The sequence below is a fragment of the Enterobacter cloacae complex sp. 2022EL-00981 genome, from assembly GCF_028737495.1.
Classification (GTDB): Bacteria; Pseudomonadota; Gammaproteobacteria; order Enterobacterales; family Enterobacteriaceae; genus Enterobacter; species Enterobacter cloacae.
Genome location: NZ_JAQZRK010000031.1, coordinates 1 through 19,383 on the forward strand (window position 1 = coordinate 1; position 19,383 = coordinate 19,383).

16 protein-coding genes and 3 pseudogenes are annotated in these 19,383 nt (G+C 53.8%); 8 read left to right on the plus strand and 11 right to left on the minus strand.

What is annotated here, in order from left to right:
• Positions 1-126: 126 nt before the first annotated feature.
• The 10 genes and pseudogenes from PUZ33_RS20550 to mntR all read right to left on the minus strand — a co-directional run.
• Positions 127-213, minus strand: a pseudogene (locus tag PUZ33_RS20550) (helix-turn-helix domain-containing protein); the annotation flags it as partial.
• A 207-nt stretch (positions 214-420) separates the two neighbouring features.
• Positions 421-593 (minus strand): annotated as a pseudogene (locus tag PUZ33_RS25295) (IS3 family transposase); the annotation flags it as partial.
• A 180-nt stretch (positions 594-773) separates the two neighbouring features.
• Complete coding sequence (locus tag PUZ33_RS20560; protein ID WP_023335007.1) at positions 774-1,526, minus strand: deaminase domain-containing protein; 753 nt, start codon at positions 1,524-1,526, stop codon at positions 774-776.
• Positions 1,527-1,653: 127 nt separating this feature from the next.
• The gene (locus tag PUZ33_RS25300) at positions 1,654-1,836 is read right to left on the minus strand and encodes a zinc ribbon domain-containing protein (RefSeq protein ID WP_077898079.1); all 183 of its coding nucleotides are present in this window, start codon (positions 1,834-1,836) and stop codon (positions 1,654-1,656) included.
• Positions 1,837-2,592: 756 nt separating this feature from the next.
• Positions 2,593-3,632 (minus strand): annotated as a pseudogene (locus PUZ33_RS20565) (aldo/keto reductase).
• A gap of 106 nt (positions 3,633-3,738) precedes the next feature.
• Positions 3,739-5,262 (minus strand): efflux transporter outer membrane subunit, encoded by a 1,524-nt coding sequence (locus PUZ33_RS20570; protein ID WP_038984969.1) that lies wholly within the window; start codon positions 5,260-5,262, stop codon positions 3,739-3,741.
• Positions 5,262-6,833, minus strand: coding sequence for a DHA2 family efflux MFS transporter permease subunit (locus PUZ33_RS20575; RefSeq protein WP_029882858.1), 1,572 nt, complete (start codon positions 6,831-6,833; stop codon positions 5,262-5,264). Before PUZ33_RS20575 ends, PUZ33_RS20570 begins: the two co-directional genes overlap by 1 nt.
• The gene (locus PUZ33_RS20580) at positions 6,830-7,924 is read right to left on the minus strand and encodes an HlyD family secretion protein (RefSeq protein ID WP_029882857.1); all 1,095 of its coding nucleotides are present in this window, start codon (positions 7,922-7,924) and stop codon (positions 6,830-6,832) included. The genes PUZ33_RS20575 and PUZ33_RS20580 overlap by 4 nt, the downstream gene beginning before the upstream one ends.
• Positions 7,925-8,025: 101 nt before the next feature.
• Positions 8,026-9,135 carry an anion transporter gene (locus PUZ33_RS20585; protein ID WP_058680893.1) on the minus strand — a complete coding sequence of 370 codons (1,110 nt, stop codon included), beginning with the start codon at positions 9,133-9,135 and terminating at the stop codon, positions 8,026-8,028.
• A complete protein-coding gene (gene mntR / locus PUZ33_RS20590) occupies positions 9,132-9,605 on the minus strand; it encodes a manganese-binding transcriptional regulator MntR (RefSeq protein WP_013097457.1) in 474 nt (157 codons plus the stop codon). The genes PUZ33_RS20585 and mntR overlap by 4 nt, the downstream gene beginning before the upstream one ends.
• Before the next feature lie 183 nt (positions 9,606-9,788).
• Here mntR and mntS point away from each other — a divergent pair, with 183 nt between their 5' ends.
• A complete protein-coding gene (mntS, locus tag PUZ33_RS20595) occupies positions 9,789-9,917 on the plus strand; it encodes a manganase accumulation protein MntS (protein ID WP_013097458.1) in 129 nt (42 codons plus the stop codon).
• Positions 9,918-10,200: 283 nt separating this feature from the next.
• The gene (locus PUZ33_RS20600; protein WP_058680894.1) at positions 10,201-11,784 is read left to right on the plus strand and encodes a phosphoethanolamine transferase; all 1,584 of its coding nucleotides are present in this window, start codon (positions 10,201-10,203) and stop codon (positions 11,782-11,784) included.
• Between the two features lie 106 nt (positions 11,785-11,890).
• Here the strand turns inward: PUZ33_RS20600 and ompX are convergent, their stop codons facing one another.
• Entirely contained in the window at positions 11,891-12,409 is a 519-nt protein-coding gene (ompX, locus tag PUZ33_RS20605; RefSeq protein ID WP_013097460.1) for an outer membrane protein OmpX, read from the minus strand.
• A gap of 354 nt (positions 12,410-12,763) precedes the next feature.
• Between ompX and rhtA the strand changes: the two genes are divergently transcribed.
• The 6 genes from rhtA to ybiO all read left to right on the plus strand — a co-directional run bounded on the left by rhtA (position 12,764) and on the right by ybiO (position 19,374).
• Positions 12,764-13,651: a threonine/homoserine exporter RhtA gene (gene rhtA, locus PUZ33_RS20610; protein ID WP_013097462.1), complete on the plus strand. Its 888-nt coding sequence runs from the start codon at positions 12,764-12,766 to the stop codon at positions 13,649-13,651.
• A gap of 299 nt (positions 13,652-13,950) precedes the next feature.
• Positions 13,951-14,454: a DNA starvation/stationary phase protection protein Dps gene (dps, locus tag PUZ33_RS20615; RefSeq protein ID WP_013097463.1), complete on the plus strand. Its 504-nt coding sequence runs from the start codon at positions 13,951-13,953 to the stop codon at positions 14,452-14,454.
• 361 nt (positions 14,455-14,815) lie between these two features.
• Complete coding sequence (gene glnH, locus PUZ33_RS20620) at positions 14,816-15,559, plus strand: glutamine ABC transporter substrate-binding protein GlnH (RefSeq protein WP_013097464.1); 744 nt, start codon at positions 14,816-14,818, stop codon at positions 15,557-15,559.
• 93 nt (positions 15,560-15,652) lie between these two features.
• Positions 15,653-16,312, plus strand: coding sequence for a glutamine ABC transporter permease GlnP (gene glnP / locus PUZ33_RS20625; protein ID WP_003858462.1), 660 nt, complete (start codon positions 15,653-15,655; stop codon positions 16,310-16,312).
• Positions 16,309-17,031 (plus strand): glutamine ABC transporter ATP-binding protein GlnQ, encoded by a 723-nt coding sequence (glnQ, locus tag PUZ33_RS20630; protein WP_013097465.1) that lies wholly within the window; start codon positions 16,309-16,311, stop codon positions 17,029-17,031. Before glnP ends, glnQ begins: the two co-directional genes overlap by 4 nt.
• A 129-nt stretch (positions 17,032-17,160) precedes the next feature.
• A complete protein-coding gene (ybiO, locus tag PUZ33_RS20635) occupies positions 17,161-19,374 on the plus strand; it encodes a mechanosensitive channel protein (protein ID WP_058680895.1) in 2,214 nt (737 codons plus the stop codon).
• Positions 19,375-19,383: the final 9 nt, after the last annotated feature.

Here is a 19,383-nt window from a genome sequence, read left to right on the forward strand (position 1 = left end):
CGATCAACAACCTGTTTGACTGCTTCAGTTTTAAACTCTTCGGGATAACGCTTACCGCTCATGGGCACCTCTCTTTAAGCCATCTTAAATGACTCTGAGGTGTCTGTTAAACCCGTGGCGATTCACTTTTTGAGTAAGTCCCCTAGCTTTGCGGAAACCAACCAGAACGGGGCGTAACTGATTCAACGTTTTCAAATAGTATTGAGTGCTCATGATGACAATCCGTACTGATTAATATGAATACAAAACTTAATGCATTAACAGTCTATAAGCTGTTAATGCACATAACAGTCTACAAGCTGTTAACCCTTATTAACCAAGTTTTGCAGGGCAACGGAAACAGGGTTTGAAGGCCATTTAGGCATCTTGAAACATTTTACAAAGTTACCTGCTTTTCATCAATGAACGTAGGTACTTTAGGGGTTTACGTCGCCACGCGGCCATCAGAAGCGCATATAGGTCAATTTCTTTTGTCATCTGGGGTTGCATTTACCAGCCGATTACCTTGCGTGAAAACAGTCCAACAACTACGGCTAGCCTTCGTGGGTTCGGATATAAGCTATGTCCGTTACCCAACATTTATCCGGTACTTCCGGTTGAACCGCCGCTGGAGCCAGTTGGTGTCACGATACTGGCTCCATCTTTACGAGCTCGTGGGCTTCGCTCCCCGACCTTTGCCTTTATCCCGGCACGCTTCATCAGGCACTAGCCACGGTGAATCCCGCATTGTTGCCCGCGATCTCGCAGGTCTATTCATTCACCGCGAGTTGCAGTCAATTTACCGTCCTGTCTATAACGTCAATTACTCCGCCCCGAAGCTCGATAATATGTTTTACCGACAGACGTCCCAAAATATCGGGTGCGGTTTTTAGTTGCTCGCTAAAGCTCTCATAACCGCGGCCAGACCATGCCCGCCCCGAGGAGTAACAGTACGCCAGAATCAACTTAACATCATGTTGGGTCAGAAAATCGATAATAACCTTTGTACAACTGACGCATGGGATACGTTCAGTTAGTAAAATCACGCGGTCAAAGATGAAGTCTTTGTTCACGATTAGACTATGAATAACATTTAGCAGGATCCTTTCAGAGTCATGAACTCGGTCGTATTCACCTTTATATTCAATTTCATAAAGCGCAAAAGTTGATGCAGGATACGGTGCAGCGACCCAGATAGGATCTGACTGTGAATACCATTCCTGATTTGCCCTACTCTGCCGTAAGGCTAAACTGGCTACCGTAGTGGGTAAAGTATATCCGTGCCGATCCGAGAGCATTTGAATATCTCTGACTTTTTCCGCGCCCTTTACGCTCGTTGCAAACAGGCTATTCATTATAACTGTTTCGCCCATCATCAATGAACAATTTGCATAGTTGGCAGGTAAAAATTTCTGTACAGCGAAAATATCATCATCATTGATAACAGCTTTACTCTGATGTCTAAGATATTCAGCTGGTTTTCTATAACTTAGCAAGTGATTAAAACAATTTATAATTTCACAATATTCCGCAGGGCTAATATCCATTTACCATGACCCGTTATGTTAAGCGAGCGACCGTACTTTGACTGCTCCTAGCCCTTTCAGGGCAAGGAGCCCCATATCAAGGCAACCAACCTAATCCCCACTAAGCTACTTCAGGGCTTACAGCCGCTCAGTGGACTAACACTGCCAACTCGGCAGCTTTATTATTTTTCGCGGCATTTACGTCACGATCATGGGTTTCTGCGCATTCCTGGCAATTCCACGAACGAACGTTAAGCACCAGTTTCGGCAGCGTATAGACGCAACCGCCACAAAGTTTCGTTGACGGGATAAACGGGTCAATTGCAACCAGGAGCCGTCCCCACCAATTCGGATTTGTACTTCAACTGGCGCATGAATTCAAGGGCGTTTTTCGTGGTGAGAAGTGAAAGCTACTGGGCTTTCCGAGGTAGGGGACAATATGAAGTGTATAATCAAGTCAAACAATCCAAACAAACACTCAAAGCTTGCAATTTCGGGGTTTGTCTCCAAGTTTGCTGTGTTACCCCCAATCGTCCTGTATGCGCTCTTTTGAAAAGTCCTTTGACTTTGCAAAAACCGACCATATCGGTGCGTAAGTGATTCTAAATTTTCAAGTTGTATTGTGTATTCGTGATAACCAATTGTATTGATATATATAAACATACAGCTTAAAAATAAACAGCCTATAAGCTGTTTATTTATATAACAGATTATAAACTGTTAAACCTTACTCGCTTAGAAGTGCAAAATACTTACACAGGTTTTATCTGCAGTTTTGGCGACTTATGACGTTTTATGTCTTTTAACAACATTTCATGCCCTTTACCAATAAAGAGATACATTTTCAAGGGTCAACAGTGTAGTCCTCGAAAGATACAATCCACATCGTTTTTTGCCAACCAGATCTTACGCTCTTAAAAAATAGTGTTCAAAAAGATTCTCAAAGAAGATCTTCGATATAACATCTATATATATCAAATATTTAATATATTTAGTGACATAACTTTAATTGTCCAAAAATGAATAGCGACATAACTCTAATATGACTCCACACCCGGTGAGCGGTGCGCCACCGGGGAAAGGACGGTTATTGCTGTGCGAGCTGATTACGACGATATTCCCCCTGCCGCTCCAGCATCCAGCCCGGATATTCGCGCGGCAGTGCGCTGACGGCATCAAGCTGTTTCAGCTCGTCTTCACTTAAACGGATCCCCGTTGCGGCGATGTTGTCATCCAGTTGATCGACGCGTTTGGCACCAATAATGACGCTGGTCACCACCTTCTGATGCAGCAGCCACGCCAGGGCGATTTGCGCGACGGAGACGCCTTTGCTTTCGGCAATAGTGCGCATCACATCCACACAATCGAAGGCGCGCTCTTTTTCCACCGGCGGGAAGTCAAACTCCAGACGACGGCCACCGGCTTCACTCTGCCCGTCGCGGCCATATTTCCCGCTCAAGAGGCCACCCGCCAGCGGGCTCCAGACCATCAGCCCGACGCCTTCGCTCTGCATCATTGGTACCAGTTCGCGCTCCAGATCACGTCCGGCGATGGTGTAATAGGCCTGCAGCGACGCGAAACGGGCCAGACCCAGTCGCTCGGAAATGCCCAGCGCTTTGGCGATCTGCCATGCGGCCCAGTTAGAGACACCGATGTAGCGCACGTGGCCGTGCTGCACCAGGTTATCCAGGGCATAAAGCATCTCTTCCATCGGCGTTGCGGGGTCGAAACCGTGAAGCTGGTAGAGATCGATATGGTCGAGCTGCATACGGCGCAGGCTCTCTTTCACGCTGCTGATAATGTGATAGCGTGAGCTGCCGCGTGAGTTCACCCCGCCGTGCCCGTTTCGCCAAACACTTTGGTGGCAACCACCACGTTTTCGCGCGGAATTTTCAGGTTCTTGAGTGCCTGGCCGGTGATCTCCTCCGAGCGGCCTTCGGAATAGACGTTCGCGGTGTCGATGAAGTTGATCCCGGCATCCAGCGCACGGCCCACCAGCTGCTCGGCTTCACTTTGCTGCAGCTGGCCAATCTTGCCCCACATGCCACCTTCACCGCCGAAGGTCATGGTGCCAAGGCACAGTTCAGAAACAAACAGACCGGTATTGCCCAGTTTTTGATAACGCATAAGATAGTCCTCACATGTCGTTTGATGGGTGCCTGATAGTTATACCCGCCCCCTGGCCAACGCGAATGTGGCGTTCCTGTCCGTTTCTTGCCCAATCCTCTGAATATTATCCGCGCGGGGCATCGCCAAAGACGGCGTAATCCGGTAACTGCACCTGCTGATAGGGCTCCCAGCCGCCGCCAAGCGCCTTATAGAGCGCCACCAGATCGAGCGCGCTTTGCACCTGCGCCTGGGCACGTTGCTGCTCGGCCTGTGCCAGCTGCCGTTGGGCGTCGAGCACGTCGATAAAGCTGGCAATCCCCTGCCGGTAGCTGTCGCTGGCCAGATCGAAGGCGTTTTGCAGCGCATCGATGGTCTTCGCCAGACCCGCTTCACGCTGCTGATCGGTGCGGTAACTCACCAGCGCATTCTCAACATCCCCCAGCGCGGTCAGTACCGTCTGGCGATAATCCAGCACCGCCGCCCCCTGTTGCGCACGCGCCACTTTCACGCTGGAGACCAGTCTTCCGCCCTGGAAGATGGGAATGGAGACCTGCGGACCAAAACTGTAGAAGTGGCTGCTCCAGTCGGTGAGCCAGTTGGATTCGCTGTTGCGCAGGCCAAACTGCCCGGAAAGGGTAAAGCTCGGGAACAGCTCGGCCACCGACACGCCAATTTGCGCTGTGGCCGCATGGAGATTCGCTTCCGCTTCTCGCACGTCCGGACGACGTCGCGCCAGCGTGGATGGAATACCCGTTTGCACGATATCCGGCAGCGCAGGCATCGGCTGGGCGGACTGCAGTTCCGCATCCAACGCCCCCGGCGGCTTGCCGAGCAGGATCGCCAGGCCGTTCATCGCCTGCCGCTCCTGCGCCTGATATTGCGGCAGTTGTGCTTCAAGGTTGCCCAGTTGCGCCCGCGCATTTTCTACGTCCATCTGCGGAGACAGCCCGCCCCGCTGGCGACTTTCGGTCAGATCCAGCGTTTGCTGCGCACTTTTAATCTGGGTGTTCAGCGTGGCAATAATGCTCTGCGCCCCGCGCAGCTGGAGCCAGGCGCGCGCCACTTCGGCTTCAAGGGAGACCAGCGCGTCGTTACGCTGCTCAATAGCGGCTTTCTGCTGCGCTTCAGCAGCTTCAACCTGACGGCGAACTTTACCCCAGAGATCAATCTCCCACTGGGCGTCGAAGCTGCCCTGGTAGAGGTTGATCGGCTGCGTCAGCGGCCCTAACGCCCCCCTGAGTTCCGGATCGACGTTATCAAGCTGGTCGTAAACCCCATGAGACTTTAGCTCACCTTCCAGGCCGAGCTGCTGGCGCGTCGCCTGCAGATTACCGTTGACCGACGGATAAAACGCCCCGCCCGCCTGGTTAATCTGTTCGCGCGCACCAGCGATGCGCAGCACCGTTTGCTGCAGGGACAAATTCCCGGCGATGGCGCGTTCAATCAGACTGTCGAGCTGCGGCGAGCCGAACGTTTTCCACCAGCGCGGGTTAGTCGCAGCGGAGGTGGTTTGTGATTTCACCGTGCTGTCGCCTTTATCGTTCCAGTGCGTGACGGCAGGCGGTGCAGGCGGCTGGTAATCCGGCCCCACGGCGCAACCTGCCAGCAGCATCATTATCATCAGGGGGTGTAAACGTCTGTGTATCATCAATGTGCTCCTGCACTCCCCTCGCTCTTAACCGGCGAGAGCAACAAACAAAACGGAATCAGGACCAGCGCCACCACGCTCAGAATGGTGAATACGTCGATATAGGCCAGGAAGCGCGACTGCTCAATCATGGTCTGGTACATGCGCCCGGTGGCAATGCCGGTCGGGTCGCCGACCTGAGTGGTAAAGTTCTGGATCGCCTGCGCGCTTTCGCGGATCGCCTGCTGGAACTGCTCGTTAAACGGCGAGGCGTGGTACGCAAGGTGCGCGCTGTGGGCCTGCGAGCGCTCGGTGATGGCCGCCGTGGAAAGCGATATGCCAATCGAGCCCGCAACGTTACGGAACATGGTGAACAGCGCTGCGGCATCCGCGTTCAGCCGCCTCGGGATAGAAATAAACGCAATGGTGGTCAGCGGGACAAACAGGAACCCCAGCCCAATCGACTGGGCGCTGCGGAACAGCACCAGCGTTTCGAAGTCGATATCCGGGGTGAGCGTGCGCGACCAGAAGAACGACACAGCCAGACAGGTAAAGCCAAAGGCGATGATCCAGCGCGTCTGCACCACCGGCATCAGCTTCAGGACCAGCGGGATGGTCAATACAATCAACACTGCGCCGGGCGACAGCACCAGCCCGGACCAGGTGGCGGTATAGCCCAGATCCTGCTGCGCCAGCTGCGGGATCACCACCGAGCTGCCGTAAAGGATCATCGCCATCCCCGCCATCAGCAGGCTGGAGATGGTAAAGTTGCGGTCCTTCATGCAGTGCAGATCAACAACCGGTTTTTTGGCATACATCAGCCAGTAAATGGCGCCAATGATGCCGACCAGCGTTAACACCGCAAAGGTGCGAATAAAGTTCGAGTAGAACCAGTCATCATCCTCGCCCCGGTCGAGCATCACCTGCAGACAGCCGAGGCCAAGCGCGATCAGGCCGATCCCCGTCCAGTCGATAGTCAGCTTCTCTTTAGCTTTGCTCTCCCAGGGTGGATCTTCCAGCAGCTGGTAGATCGCCAGCACCGTCACTATCCCCACCGGGATGTTGATAAAGAACACCCAGCGCCAGGAGTAGTTGTCAGTGATCCAGCCCCCGAGCGTCGGGCCGAGTACCGGCGCAACGATAATGGCGATGGAGGAGAGACCAAACGCTTTACCCCTGTCTTCCGGTTTAAAGTAGTCAAGCAGCACCGACTGCTGCGTGGGCTGCAGGCCGCCGCCAAAAAAGCCCTGCATCACACGGAACAAGATGATTTGCCACAGCTCGGTGGCGATCCCGCACAGGAACGAGCAGACGGTGAACATCACGATGCAAATCAGGAAGAACTGCTTGCGGCCAAACACCCGGCTGAGAAACGCCGAGATGGGCAGGACGATGCCGTTAGCCACCAGGTAGCTGGTTAATACCCAGGTGGACTCGTCATAGCTGGACGAGAGCGAGCCCGCCACGTGCGGCAGCGCCACGTTGACGATGGTGGTGTCGAGGATCTCCATAAACACCGCCAGCGTGACGACAATCGCCACCGCCCACGGATTGCTGGCGGGCTTCCAGTTGTCGTGGCTGTGATCCGTCATTCCACGGTGACCTTCGGTTCCACCGACAGCCCCAGCGGCAGCGGTTTGTTCGGATCCAGCCCTTTATCAATCACGATTTTCACCGGCACGCGCTGGACAATTTTAACAAAGTTGCCGGTGGCGTTTTCCGACGGGAACGCCGAGAAACGCGAGCCACTGCCCTGCTGGATACTGTCGACATGGCCTTCAAGCGCCATATCTGGCCAGGCATCGACGGAAACCTCCACCTTATCGCCTGGCTTCATGCGCTCAAGCTGAGACTCTTTAAAGTTGGCCACCACCCAGACGTTGGGTGAGACCAGCGAGAACAGCGCCGTGCCCGCCTGTACCAGCGTACCCGGCTGCACGTTGCGCTTAGTGACAAACCCGTCGAACGGGGCGCGAACTTCGGTGTAAGAGAGGTTGAGGTTAGCGGTTTCCAGCTGCGCTTTAGCCTGATCGACCTGGCGCTCACGCGCTTCGACGTTGGTCTCCTGCTGGCGGATCTGCAGCTGTACCTGCTCCGCCACTTCCAGCTGGGCCTGCGCGCTTGCCAGAGCGGCCTGTGCACTACGCAGCTGGGCGTTGGCGGAATCAATGCTTTGTTGGGTGGTGGCACGCGGATCAACCCCGCGCTGGCGGCGATACTCCGCCTGCGCGTTGGCGAGGTCTGCCTGCGCTTTCAGCACCTGCGCTTTGGCTTCGTCGCGCTGGGCGGGGTATTGCACTTTCGAGAGCGCCAGCTGTGCCTGGGCCTGATGCAGCTGCGCAATAGCCAGGCCAAGCTGGGCCTGAGCCTGATCGCGCTGGGCGGTGGTATCACGCGGATCGATAACCACCAGCAGATCGCCCTTTTTCACGCGCTGGTTATCACGCACATGTAGCGCCGTGACATAACCCGCCGTTTTAGGGGCAATCGTCACCACATCGCCGTCGGTAAAGGCGTCGTCAGTTGTCTCTTCGTTACGGGTTAAAAACCACCAGACCAGCGCCACGATGACCATCACCACCACGACAATGCCGAGGATAATTAACGGTTTTTTGCCCGGACGCTTACGCTCATTATTGTTTTTGTCCTGCTCGTCAGCAGGCGGGTTTTGTTCTTCAGCCATAGTTCAGCAACGGTCCTGTCAGTGAGCGGCATCACACTATGCCGTTCACTAAAACTAGGACGTTGCTATACGTTTGCCAGGAAAAACTGACAAATTGCGCACTATATGAGAAGGAATAATCCGAAACCGATCGCCGCAGCCCAGAGCAGTATGGGGATCGACCAGAGATGGAAGCGCCACCAGATGCGGCGATCGTTCGCCATCCGCAGGGCAATCAGGTTGGCCAGCGAGCCGGGCAGCAGACCAAACCCGCCGATGTTAACCGCCCAGGCCAGAAGCGTGTCCGGCGGAACATAGTTGAGCAGTAAAATGGTAGAAGGCACGTTGCTGATGACCTGCGAGAGGCCAATCGCCGTCAGCCACAGCCCCGGTTGCGACAGACCGCTGACGCTGTGCAGCACGTGTTGCAGCACCGGGAGCTGGATAAGCAGATGCACGTCGATGAACATCACCATAAAGACCAGCAACAGCGTCCAGTCCACGCTCACCAGCACGCGTCGCGCCAGCACGACAAAACCAGCCGCCACGAGCAGCACGCCCGCCAGTTCATACCGCAGCTCCAGCGCAAACAGAAAGACGATATACAGCCCCAGGCAGCTCCAGACCAGACGAGGCTGCCACTGCGGGCCGGTTGTGCCGCTGTGGTATTGCAGTTTTTTATCCGGGAAGGCAAACCAGCAGACCGCCAGCAGCGACGCCATCATCACCAGCGCCAGCGGCGCCATCTGCCAGGTAAAGGCGGCGAACGATAACCCTGAACGTCCCCAGAGCAGAATGTTTTGCGGGTTGCCGATAGGGGTTAACAGCGAGCCCGCGTTGACGGCCAGCGCTTCAAAGATGATCAGCCGACTCACCGGTATCTCGCAAAGTTTACGCAGGGTGAGCGTCAGCGGCACGATGATAAACAGCGCCACATCGTTGGTGAGAAAGGTCGACAGCACCGCGGCGGAGAACACCATAAACAGCGACAGCCTGCGTTCGGTGGCAAACCGGCGCACCATTTTGCGCCCCAGCACGTCGAAGTAGCCGCTCAGCTCCACCCCTTTGGTGAGCATCATTAACCCGCTCAGGGTAATGATGGTGCGCCAGTCAATCGCCGCAGGCCAGGCCTGGGGCGCAAACGGCACAAAAAGGCTTAAACCTGCACCAATAATCAATAAGAGATGAAAGAAGCGATCGCGCGTGAGGGCCTGCAGTCCAGGGATTTTCATTCAGCGGAGGAACCATATTTAAGCGTAAACTCACGAAACTTCACCAGCGTCTCTTCGCTGACGTGGTGTTCCATTCCTTCCGCATCCCGACGGGCAATCTCCGGGCTTACGCCCAGCACCAGCAAGAAGTTCTCCACCAGCTGGTGGCGCTCGCGGCTCTCCTGCGCCAGCTTCTCCCCTTCCGGCGTCAGAAAGACACCGCGCCACGGGATCATTTCGATTAAGCCGACGGAGGCCAGACGTTTTAACATCTTCGCAACGGTTGGCTGCGAAACCCCCAGCCTGGCCGCCATATCAACCTGACGTGCTTCCCCGACCTCGCGAATCAGATCGGAAATCAGCTCAACATAATCATCAATCAGTTCACGTCGGTGGGCTTCACGCACCTGACGAAAACCTTCGACGTGCTCTTCCACATTCACCAGTTGCGTCGTTTTTCTGATTGTTGGCTTACCTGCGCGACGGTTCATTGTACTTCCTCAGTGGGGTGACGCTTCCAGCGCCCGGTATCGAGAGCGCACATTGTAAACCATACCTCTACAAGCACAAAAAATTAACGAAATAGCCATAGCTATACAATATAGCCTGTGCTATATCTGTATGTAATGCAGTCACCCTTCACGGATCGAAGGGATCAAAAATCAGGAGGTCTTATGAACGAATTCAAGAGGTGTATGACCGTGTTTACTCACTCCCCCTTCAGGGTGCGCTTAATGCTGTTGAACATGCTGTGCGATATGTTTAACAACAAGCCGCATCAGGACGACAAACCATCCCACTAAGCGGCGTTGCGGTACGCCGCTTCATTTTGCCGTCATATTCCCGCTGTAAACTGGCCTCCGGCCGCCCTATTCCCGGTTTTTTTTACGGATTTGCAATCCTCTTCGCAAAACATCTGCTTAGCAACGGTTGATATTATTTAGCGCTCGCACTATCTTCTTGCAGCCCTGCACAATTTGCGGCTCGCTGAAGCGGACCCTCATTCCCTCTCCACGCACTGTCAGGCAGGTTATGACCCTTGACGCCAGGGTGAGCACATGGCGTTTTTATGCATGATAGTGACCTATGAATTTAACCCTGATAGACACCGTTGTTACCCGCAGTCGGGCCTTAAGTCCGTGGACGGCATTCTACTTTTTACAATCCTTGCTGATTAACTTTGCGCTGGGTTACCCCTTCAGCCTGCTGTATGCCGTTGCGTTTACCTGCATTCTGCATTTGCTGTGGCGTACCGCGCCGCGCGCGCAAAAAATGTTAGTGGGCATCTGCTCCCTGATTGCTGCGCTCTATTTCCCGTTTGGTCAGGCTTACGGTTCGCCAAACTTTAATACCCTGCTGGCGCTGCACTCGACCAACATGGAAGAGTCGACCGAGATCCTCACGATCTTCCCGTGGTACAGCTACGTGGTCGGCCTCTTTATTTTTGCGCTTGGCGTTATAGCGGTGCGTCGTAAACCCGAAGAGAAAAAAGCGTGGGGAAAAATAGAGACGCTATGCCTGGCATTCAGCGTGGTGACCTTCTTTGTCACCCCCGTGCAAAACCTGGCCTGGGGCGGCGTGTTCAAGCTGAAGGATACCGGCTACCCGGTGTTCCGCTTTGTAAAAGACGTTGTCGTCAATAACCAGGAAGTTCTCGACGAGCAGGCGCGCATGGCTGAGCTCTCCAATATGAAAGACACCTGGAACGTGCTGGCGGTGAAGCCGAAGTACCATACCTATGTGGTCGTCATCGGCGAAAGCGCACGCCGCGATGCGATGGGCGCGTTCGGCGGACACTGGGATAACACGCCGTTCGCCAGCGCCGTCAACGGTACCCTGTTTACCGATTATATTGCGGCCAGCGGCTCGACGCAGAAATCGCTCGGCCTGACCCTGAACCGCGTTGTCGACGGCAAACCACAGTATCAGGATAACTTTGTCACGCTGGCAAACCGTGCCGGTTTTCAGACGTGGTGGTTCTCTAATCAGGGGCAAATTGGCGAATACGATACCGCCATTGCCAGCATCGCGAAGCGTGCCGATGAAGTGCAGTTCCTGAAAAACGGGGATTTTGAAGCCGATAAAAATACCAAAGACGAAGCATTGCTCAAGATGACGGCGCAGGTTTTTGCCACGCAGCGCACGCAGCCACAACTGATCGTCCTGCACCTGATGGGTTCGCACCCTCAGGCCTGTGACCGCACGCAGGGGAAATACGCCGAGTTTGTGCAATCTAAAGAGACCTCTTGCTATCTCTATACCATGACGCAAACCGACGAACTGCTCAGCAAGCTGTACGATCAGCTACGTAATACGGGTGAGAGTTTCTCGATGGTTTATTTCTCGGATCACGGTCTGGCGTTTAAAGAGCGCGGTAAAGAGGTGCAGTATCTGGCGCACGACGATAAATTCCAGCAGAACTTCCAGGTACCGTTTATGGTGCTGTCGAGTGATGACAAGAAGCATCGTATTATCACCGCGCGCCGCTCGGCCAATGATTTCCTGACGTTCTTCTCGCAGTGGACGGGGATTTCAGCAGAGCAGATCAAAAATGCTTACCCGTTTATCTCAAACAAGAAAGCTCCCCCAGTGTACGTTACCAACTTCAAGTTACAGAAAGTTGACTATAACCATTTGGGTACGGATATTTTCGATATAAAGAGTAAGTAAGCTGTGCGGTCTGATGCCCTCACCCTGGCCCTCTCCCACGGGAGAGGGAAAAAGCTTAAAAAAAATCCGCCACATGGGCGGATTTTTTACTGGCTCACCGAAGTGATTAGAAGCGGTAACCTACGCCCGCGATCCAGGTGCCAACGTCAACGTTGCGGATACGGCTCTGCTCATAGGAGAAGTCCAGAGCAACGTCTTCGATTGGGTTGAACTGCAGACCCGCGCCATAGGAGAAGCCGTAGTCGCTGTTGCTTGCAGTGCGGTTCAGACCCTGGTTTTCGGTCTGCTGGAATTTACCGTAGCCAACACCTACAACACCGTAGATGCTTGCCCAGTCGTTGATACGGTAAGCTGGACCAGCGGTGATGCCGTAGTACTGGCCTTTGTTGTATGCGCCGTTTTCAGAACGATCTTTCTCGGTGTAGGTGAAAGAACCGATCACGCCCAGTGGGTTGTTATCCTGCTCGTAACGATACTTCAGGTTGAAACCGTTAGCTTTGTTCATTACGCCCTGCATATCGCTCTGAGCGTAACCACCGGTAACAGTGGAAGTAGCAGCTACAGCGGTACCTGCGGAAACAGCCAGTACAGCGGCCAGTGCTGAAAGACATGCAATTTTTTTCATAACCACCTCAAATGTGCTTCAAGTAAATCCGTAAGTTTTAAATATATCAAAAAAATTTGCGAAACTCTTTGTGATTCGTGATGTCTAACGGGACCTTTCCTGTAACAGAACGTTTCCAGCATCAGTTATCTTGTTCAAATCACAAAGGATTTCTGTTGCTAAATACTCATACTGCGCGTCAACGCCGTTACATTCATCCAGATTATTCCTAATCTGACAGGCGATAAAACCAGCAACGCTTATCCATTTTACGGATTTTCCCTGGTTTTTTTTCAACAGTAGCTCAACCGTTGCGCCATATTTCAATTACACTGCGGCTTTTACCCTATTTGACAAAAATTGACAGGAGAAAGGATGCCAGGGATATCCCGCACGTCATCGGTCTGGATGCCGGTTGCTGTAATTCTGATTGCGATGCTGTCTATACAGAGTGGCGCGTCCCTCGCGAAATCGCTCTTTCCACTGGTAGGCGCACCGGGCGTCACTGCCCTGCGTATCGCTTTGGGTACCCTGATCCTCGTGGTCATTTTTAAACCCTGGCGGTTGCGCGTCAAAAAAGAGCAGCGCCTCCCGCTGCTCTTCTACGGGCTGGCGCTGGGGGCCATGAACTATATGTTCTATCTCTCTATCCAGACCATTCCGCTGGGGATTGCCGTCGCGCTGGAATTTACCGGCCCGCTGGCGGTGGCCCTTTTCTCCTCCCGACGGCCTGTCGATTTTATCTGGGTGGTGCTAGCGGTTCTGGGGTTGTGGTTCCTCTTGCCACTGGGCCAGAGCGTCTCTGAAATCGACCTGACGGGTGCCGCGCTGGCTCTGGGTGCCGGTGCCTGCTGGGCGGTGTATATCCTCACGGGTCAGCGCGCCGGCGAAGAGCACGGCCCGGCGACCGTGGCGCTGGGCTCGCTCATTGCCGCCATCATCTTTGTTCCGCTGGGTATGGCTCAGGCGACAGACTCTATCTGGCAGTGGTCAGTGATGCCGGTGGGTTTTGCTGTCGCCATCCTCTCAACGGCTCTGCCCTATTCACTGGAGATGATTGCCCTCACGCGGCTGCCGACGCGCATCTTCGGTACCCTGATGAGCATGGAGCCTGCACTGGCCGCCATCTCCGGTATGGTATTCCTTGGGGAAACCCTCACCTTTACCCAGACGCTGGCGCTGTGCTCCATTATTGCGGCGTCGATGGGGTCAACGCTCACCATGCGCCCTGAGCCAAAAGTTGAGAAAGTGGACATCCGCTAATACCGTATATTCTGCATGGCCTCGGTGCCATGCAGAATAAAGGCCAGTTCTGTATTATTTATAATTTCTTACATTCTTCGTCATCGAAAAGTCATATTTCTCTCGCCCTTAATGGGAAATAGAGAATTAAGATTGATCTGTGTCAATTTTAAAAAACACCATATAGTTCAATCAGTTAATAATTCAACTCCCTTCTTGCTATTAAACCAATAGGCACAGCCAAACCGCAGGGAAAAAATCCGGTGCTATACTTAGTTCCGTAATTACCTGGGACATAAACATCAAGAGGATATGAGATTATGAGTACCGCTAAACTGGTGAAAACGAAAGCGTCTAATCTGCTTTATACCCGTAACGATGTATCGGACAGCGACAAAAAAGCAACGATTGAGTTGCTGAATCGCCAGGTGATCCAGTTCATCGATCTTTCGCTGATCACCAAACAGGCCCACTGGAATATGCGCGGTGCAAACTTTATTGCCGTTCATGAAATGCTGGATGGCTTCCGCACAGCACTGGTCACCCACCTGGACACCATGGCCGAACGCGCCGTGCAGTTAGGCGGTGTGGCGTTGGGTACCACGCAGGTGATTAACAGCAAAACGCCACTGAAAAGCTATCCGCTGGATATTCACACCGTTCAGGATCACCTGAAAGAGCTGGCAGACCGTTATGCGATTGTGGCTAACGACGTGCGTAAAGCAATTAGCCAGGCTAAAGACGAAGATACTGCGGATATCTTCACCGCCGCGTCTCGCGACCTGGATCAATTCCTGTGGTTTATCGAATCTAACATCGAATAATCCATACGAATTTTCTATCAAACCCTCGCCTCCGGTGAGGGTTTTGCACATTTATGGTGCACACTTTTCCACTGAGACGCTGCAAAAGTGAAAGAAATGTAATAATCACCTCACACAACCGTTAACGGAAGATTGTTTTTTCATCATTATTTGCGCTAAATATCTCCCCGTCAGTTGAGCCAAACGACGCGCACCAAAACGGTGCTCCACCTTGGTGCAATCAGACATCATTGCCACGTTTATTGTGCAATGCATGACATCCTCCCCTTTGCAAAACAACAGCTTGTAAAGTTGGCACGATTTTTTCATTGTGCCTGTCGTTCTCGCAGGGGATCGCCCCGTGGATATAAAAGGAAATGCTATGAAGTCTGTATTAAAAGTTTCACTGGCTGCACTTACCCTGGCTTTTGCGGTCTCTTCTCAGGCCGCCGATAAACTGGTTGTAGCCACCGACACGGCGTTTGTTCCGTTTGAATTCAAACAGGGTGATAAATACGTTGGTTTTGATGTGGATCTGTGGGCCGCAATCGCAAAAGAACTCAAACTGGATTACACCCTGAAGCCAATGGACTTCAGCGGTATCATCCCGGCACTGCAAACCAAAAACGTAGACCTGGCCCTGGCAGGCATCACCATTACTGATGAGCGTAAAAAAGCGATCGACTTCTCTGACGGCTACTACAAAAGCGGCCTGCTGGTGATGGTCAAAGCTGACAATAACGATGTTAAAAGCGTGAAAGATCTCGACGGTAAAGTGGTGGCGGTGAAGAGCGGCACCGGCTCCGTTGATTACGCGAAAGCGAACATCAAAACCAAAGATCTGCGCCAGTTCCCGAACATCGATAACGCCTATATGGAACTTGGCACCAACCGTGCTGACGCGGTTCTGCACGATACGCCTAACATCCTCTATTTCATCAAAACCGCAGGCAACGGTAAGTTCAAAGCGGTCGGTGAGTCTCTGGAAGCACAGCAGTACGGTATTGCCTTCCCGAAAGGCAGCGACGACCTGCGTACGAAAGTTAACGGCGCGCTGAAAACCCTGAAAGAGAACGGCACGTATAACGAAATCTACAAAAAATGGTTCGGTACCGAGCCTAAATAATTTTACCTGAATTCAGGTTTGTAACGCCCGGTGACGCTCACGCTTACCGGGCCTACGTTTTTCGTTTTTCACCACGGTATACAGGAATACATCATGCAGTTTGACTGGAGCGCCATCTGGCCTGCCATTCCTCTCTTGCTTGAAGGCGCTAAAATGACCCTGTGGATTTCGGTCCTCGGTCTGGTTGGCGGTTTGATTATCGGTCTTGTCGCCGGTTTCGCCCGCACCTACGGTGGCTGGATTGCAAACCACATCGCACTGGTTTTCATCGAAGTGATCCGCGGCACGCCTATTGTCGTACAGGTCATGTTCATCTACTTCGCCCTGCCAATGGCCTTCACCGACCTGCGCATCGACCCGTTCAGCGCCGCCGTCGTGACCATTATGATCAACTCAGGTGCCTACATCGCGGAAATTACGCGCGGTGCGGTGCTGTCGATTCATAAAGGTTTCAGTGAAGCGGGTCTGGCGTTAGGCCTTTCGCGTCGCGAAACCATCCGTCACGTGATTCTGCCTCTGGCGCTGCGCCGCATGCTGCCACCGCTGGGCAACCAGTGGATCATCAGTATCAAAGACACGTCACTGTTCATCGTTATTGGCGTTGCTGAACTGACCCGCCAGGGCCAGGAGATCATTGCTGGCAACTTCCGTGCGCTGGAAATCTGGAGTGCGGTAGCCGTTGTCTACCTGATTATCACTCTGGTTCTGAGCTTCGTTCTGCGTCGTCTTGAAAGAAGGATGAAAATCCTGTGATTGAATTTAAAAACGTATCCAAGCACTTTGGTCCAACCCAGGTGCTGCACAATATCGATCTGAGCATCAAACAGGGTGAAGTGGTTGTCATTATCGGACCCTCTGGCTCCGGTAAATCCACGCTGCTGCGCTGCATCAATAAGCTGGAAGAGATCACCAGTGGCGATCTGATCGTCGATGGTCTGAAGGTAAATGATCCAAAAGTGGATGACCGTCTGATTCGTCAGGAAGCGGGCATGGTGTTCCAGCAGTTTTACCTGTTCCCGCACCTGACGGCGCTGGAAAACGTGATGTTTGGCCCGCTGCGCGTACGCGGTGCCAACAAAGCGGCGGCGGAAGCGCTAGCTAAAGATCTGCTGGCGAAAGTGGGCCTCGCAGAACGTGCTCACCACTACCCTTCTGAACTTTCCGGTGGACAACAGCAGCGTGTGGCTATCGCCCGCGCGCTGGCGGTTAAACCGAAAATGATGCTGTTTGATGAGCCAACCTCCGCACTCGACCCGGAGCTGCGCCACGAGGTGCTGAAAGTCATGCAGGATCTGGCCGAGGAGGGCATGACGATGGTGATCGTGACCCACGAAATCGGCTTCGCCGAGAAAGTGGCGTCCCGCCTTATCTTCATTGATAAAGGCCGTATCGCAGAAGACGGTAACCCGCAGGCGCTGATTGCAAACCCGCCAAGCCAGCGTTTGCAGGAGTTTCTGCAGCACGTCTCCTGATTGCCAGACCTCTGAAATACAAAGCCGGGCATGCCCGGCTTTTTTACGCCAGATTGTTCCCAAAACACGCCCTCCGCTCCCTGCCCTCTATACTTATCATTTTGTTCGACATTTTCACCGGAGGGCACCGTGCCGTGGATCCTGCTGTTGTTGCTTAGCTTGTTTAGTGCGCCATCGATAGCCGTTGCTATCCCCGGCGTCACCACCGGAACGTCCACTGCGCAGCAAAAAACGCCTCCACCGGAACCGGATGCAGAAGAGAAAAAAGCCGCCTACAGTGCGCTTGCCGATGTGCTGGAAAACGACACCTCCCGGCAAGATTTAGTCGATCAGCTGAGAAAAATTGCCGCCACACCGCCCCAGGAGCCCGTTCCAACCATCACCCCGCCGCCGGTAGAAGAGCAAAAAACGGTGCTGGAAAATGTGACTGAGGTTAGCCGCCACTATGCCGATGCCCTCTCCTCGCGCTTTGCCCAGCTCTATCGCAACCTGATGGGCTCTTCGCACAAGCCCTTTAACCCCCGGACGTTTACCGCGGCTGCCACGCAATTTTTACTGCTGGCGTCCGCCGTCTTCATTTTTTACTGGCTGGTGCGCCTGTGCGCGTGGCCCCTGTACCGAAAAATGGGGCAATGGGGTCGCAAGAAGAATCAGCAGAAAAGCAGCTGGTTGCATCTGCCGCTGATGATCGCCGCCGCGTTTATCATTGATTTACTGCTGCTGGCGCTGACGTTGTTTACAGGGCAATTGCTGGCCGACAGGCTGAATACCGGCAACAAAACTATCGCCTTCCAGCAGGCGCTGTTTCTGAATGCCTTCGCCGTAATTGAGTTCTTTAAGGCGCTGCTGCGGCTGATATTTTGCCCACGCGTGCCGGATCTTCGCCCTTTCACTATTCGGGATAGCAGCGCCAGATACTGGGCGCTGCGTCTGAGCGTGCTCAGCGGGTTGATTGGTTATGGTCTGCTGGTGGCCGTGCCAATTATCTCCAACCAGGTGAACGTCCAGTCTGGTGCGCTGGCGAATGTGCTGATTATGATCTGTATTACCGTCTGGGCGCTCTACCTCATCTTCCATAACAAAAAGACGATCACCGAGAGCTTGCTGCATCTGGCCGACCGTTCCCTTTCGTTCTTTAGCCTCTTTATTCGCGCTTTTGCCCTGGTGTGGCACTGGCTGGCCAGCGCTTACTTCATTGTGCTGTGCTTCTTCTCGCTGTTCGATCCCGGCAACAGCCTGAAATTTATGATGGGAGCCACGTTTAAAAGCCTGGCCATTATTGGCGTCGCGGCCTTTGTTTCCGGCCTGCTCTCTCGCTGGCTATCGAAAACCATTACCTTGTCTGCGCAGGTCCAGCGCAATTACCCGGAGCTGCAAAAACGGGTGAACGGCTGGCTCTCGGTTTCACTGAAGGTGGCGCGCATTCTCACCGTCTGTGTGGCGATTATGCTGTTGCTCAATGCCTGGGGACTGTTCGATTTCTGGAACTGGCTGCACAACGGCGCGGGGGAAAAGACCGTTGATATTTTAATTCGTATCGCGCTGATCCTGTTCTTCTCTGCCGTAGGCTGGACGCTGCTGGCCAGCCTGATTGAGAACCGCCTGGTCTCTGACATTCACGGCAGGCCGCTGCCAAGCGCGCGTGCCCGCACCTTGCTCACCCTGTTCCGCAACGCGCTGGCGGTTATCATCAGTACCATCACGATTATGATTGTGCTTTCGGAAATCGGCGTGAATATCGCGCCACTGCTGGCCGGTGCGGGTGCGCTGGGTCTGGCTATCTCCTTCGGCTCGCAGACGCTGGTGAAGGACATTATCACAGGTATCTTTATTCAGTTTGAAAACGGCATGAACACCGGGGATCTGGTGACCATCGGGCCGCTGACCGGCACCGTTGAGCGAATGTCGATTCGATCCGTCGGCGTGCGCCAGGACACCGGGGCGTACCACATTATTCCGTGGTCATCGATTACCACCTTCGCCAACTTCGTCCGGGGTATTGGCTCGGTGGTGGCAAATTACGATGTCGATCGTCATGAAGATGCCGATAAAGCCAAGCAGGCGCTGCGGGATGCGGTAGATGAGATGATGGCCATGGAGGATATTCGCGGCCTGGTGATTGGCGAGCCGTCGTTTGCCGGTATTGTCGGGCTGACCAACACCGCCTTTACCCTGCGCGTGTCGTTCACCACCCAGCCGCTCAAACAGTGGACGGTACGTTTTGCCCTCGACAGCATGGTGAAAAAACACTTTGATCTGGCGGATGTGCGTATGCCGGTGCAGACGTATCAGGTGCTGCCGCCGCCCGCCTCGCCGCTCCCTCCGCAGGAGCCGACGCTGTAACCGAGCCGG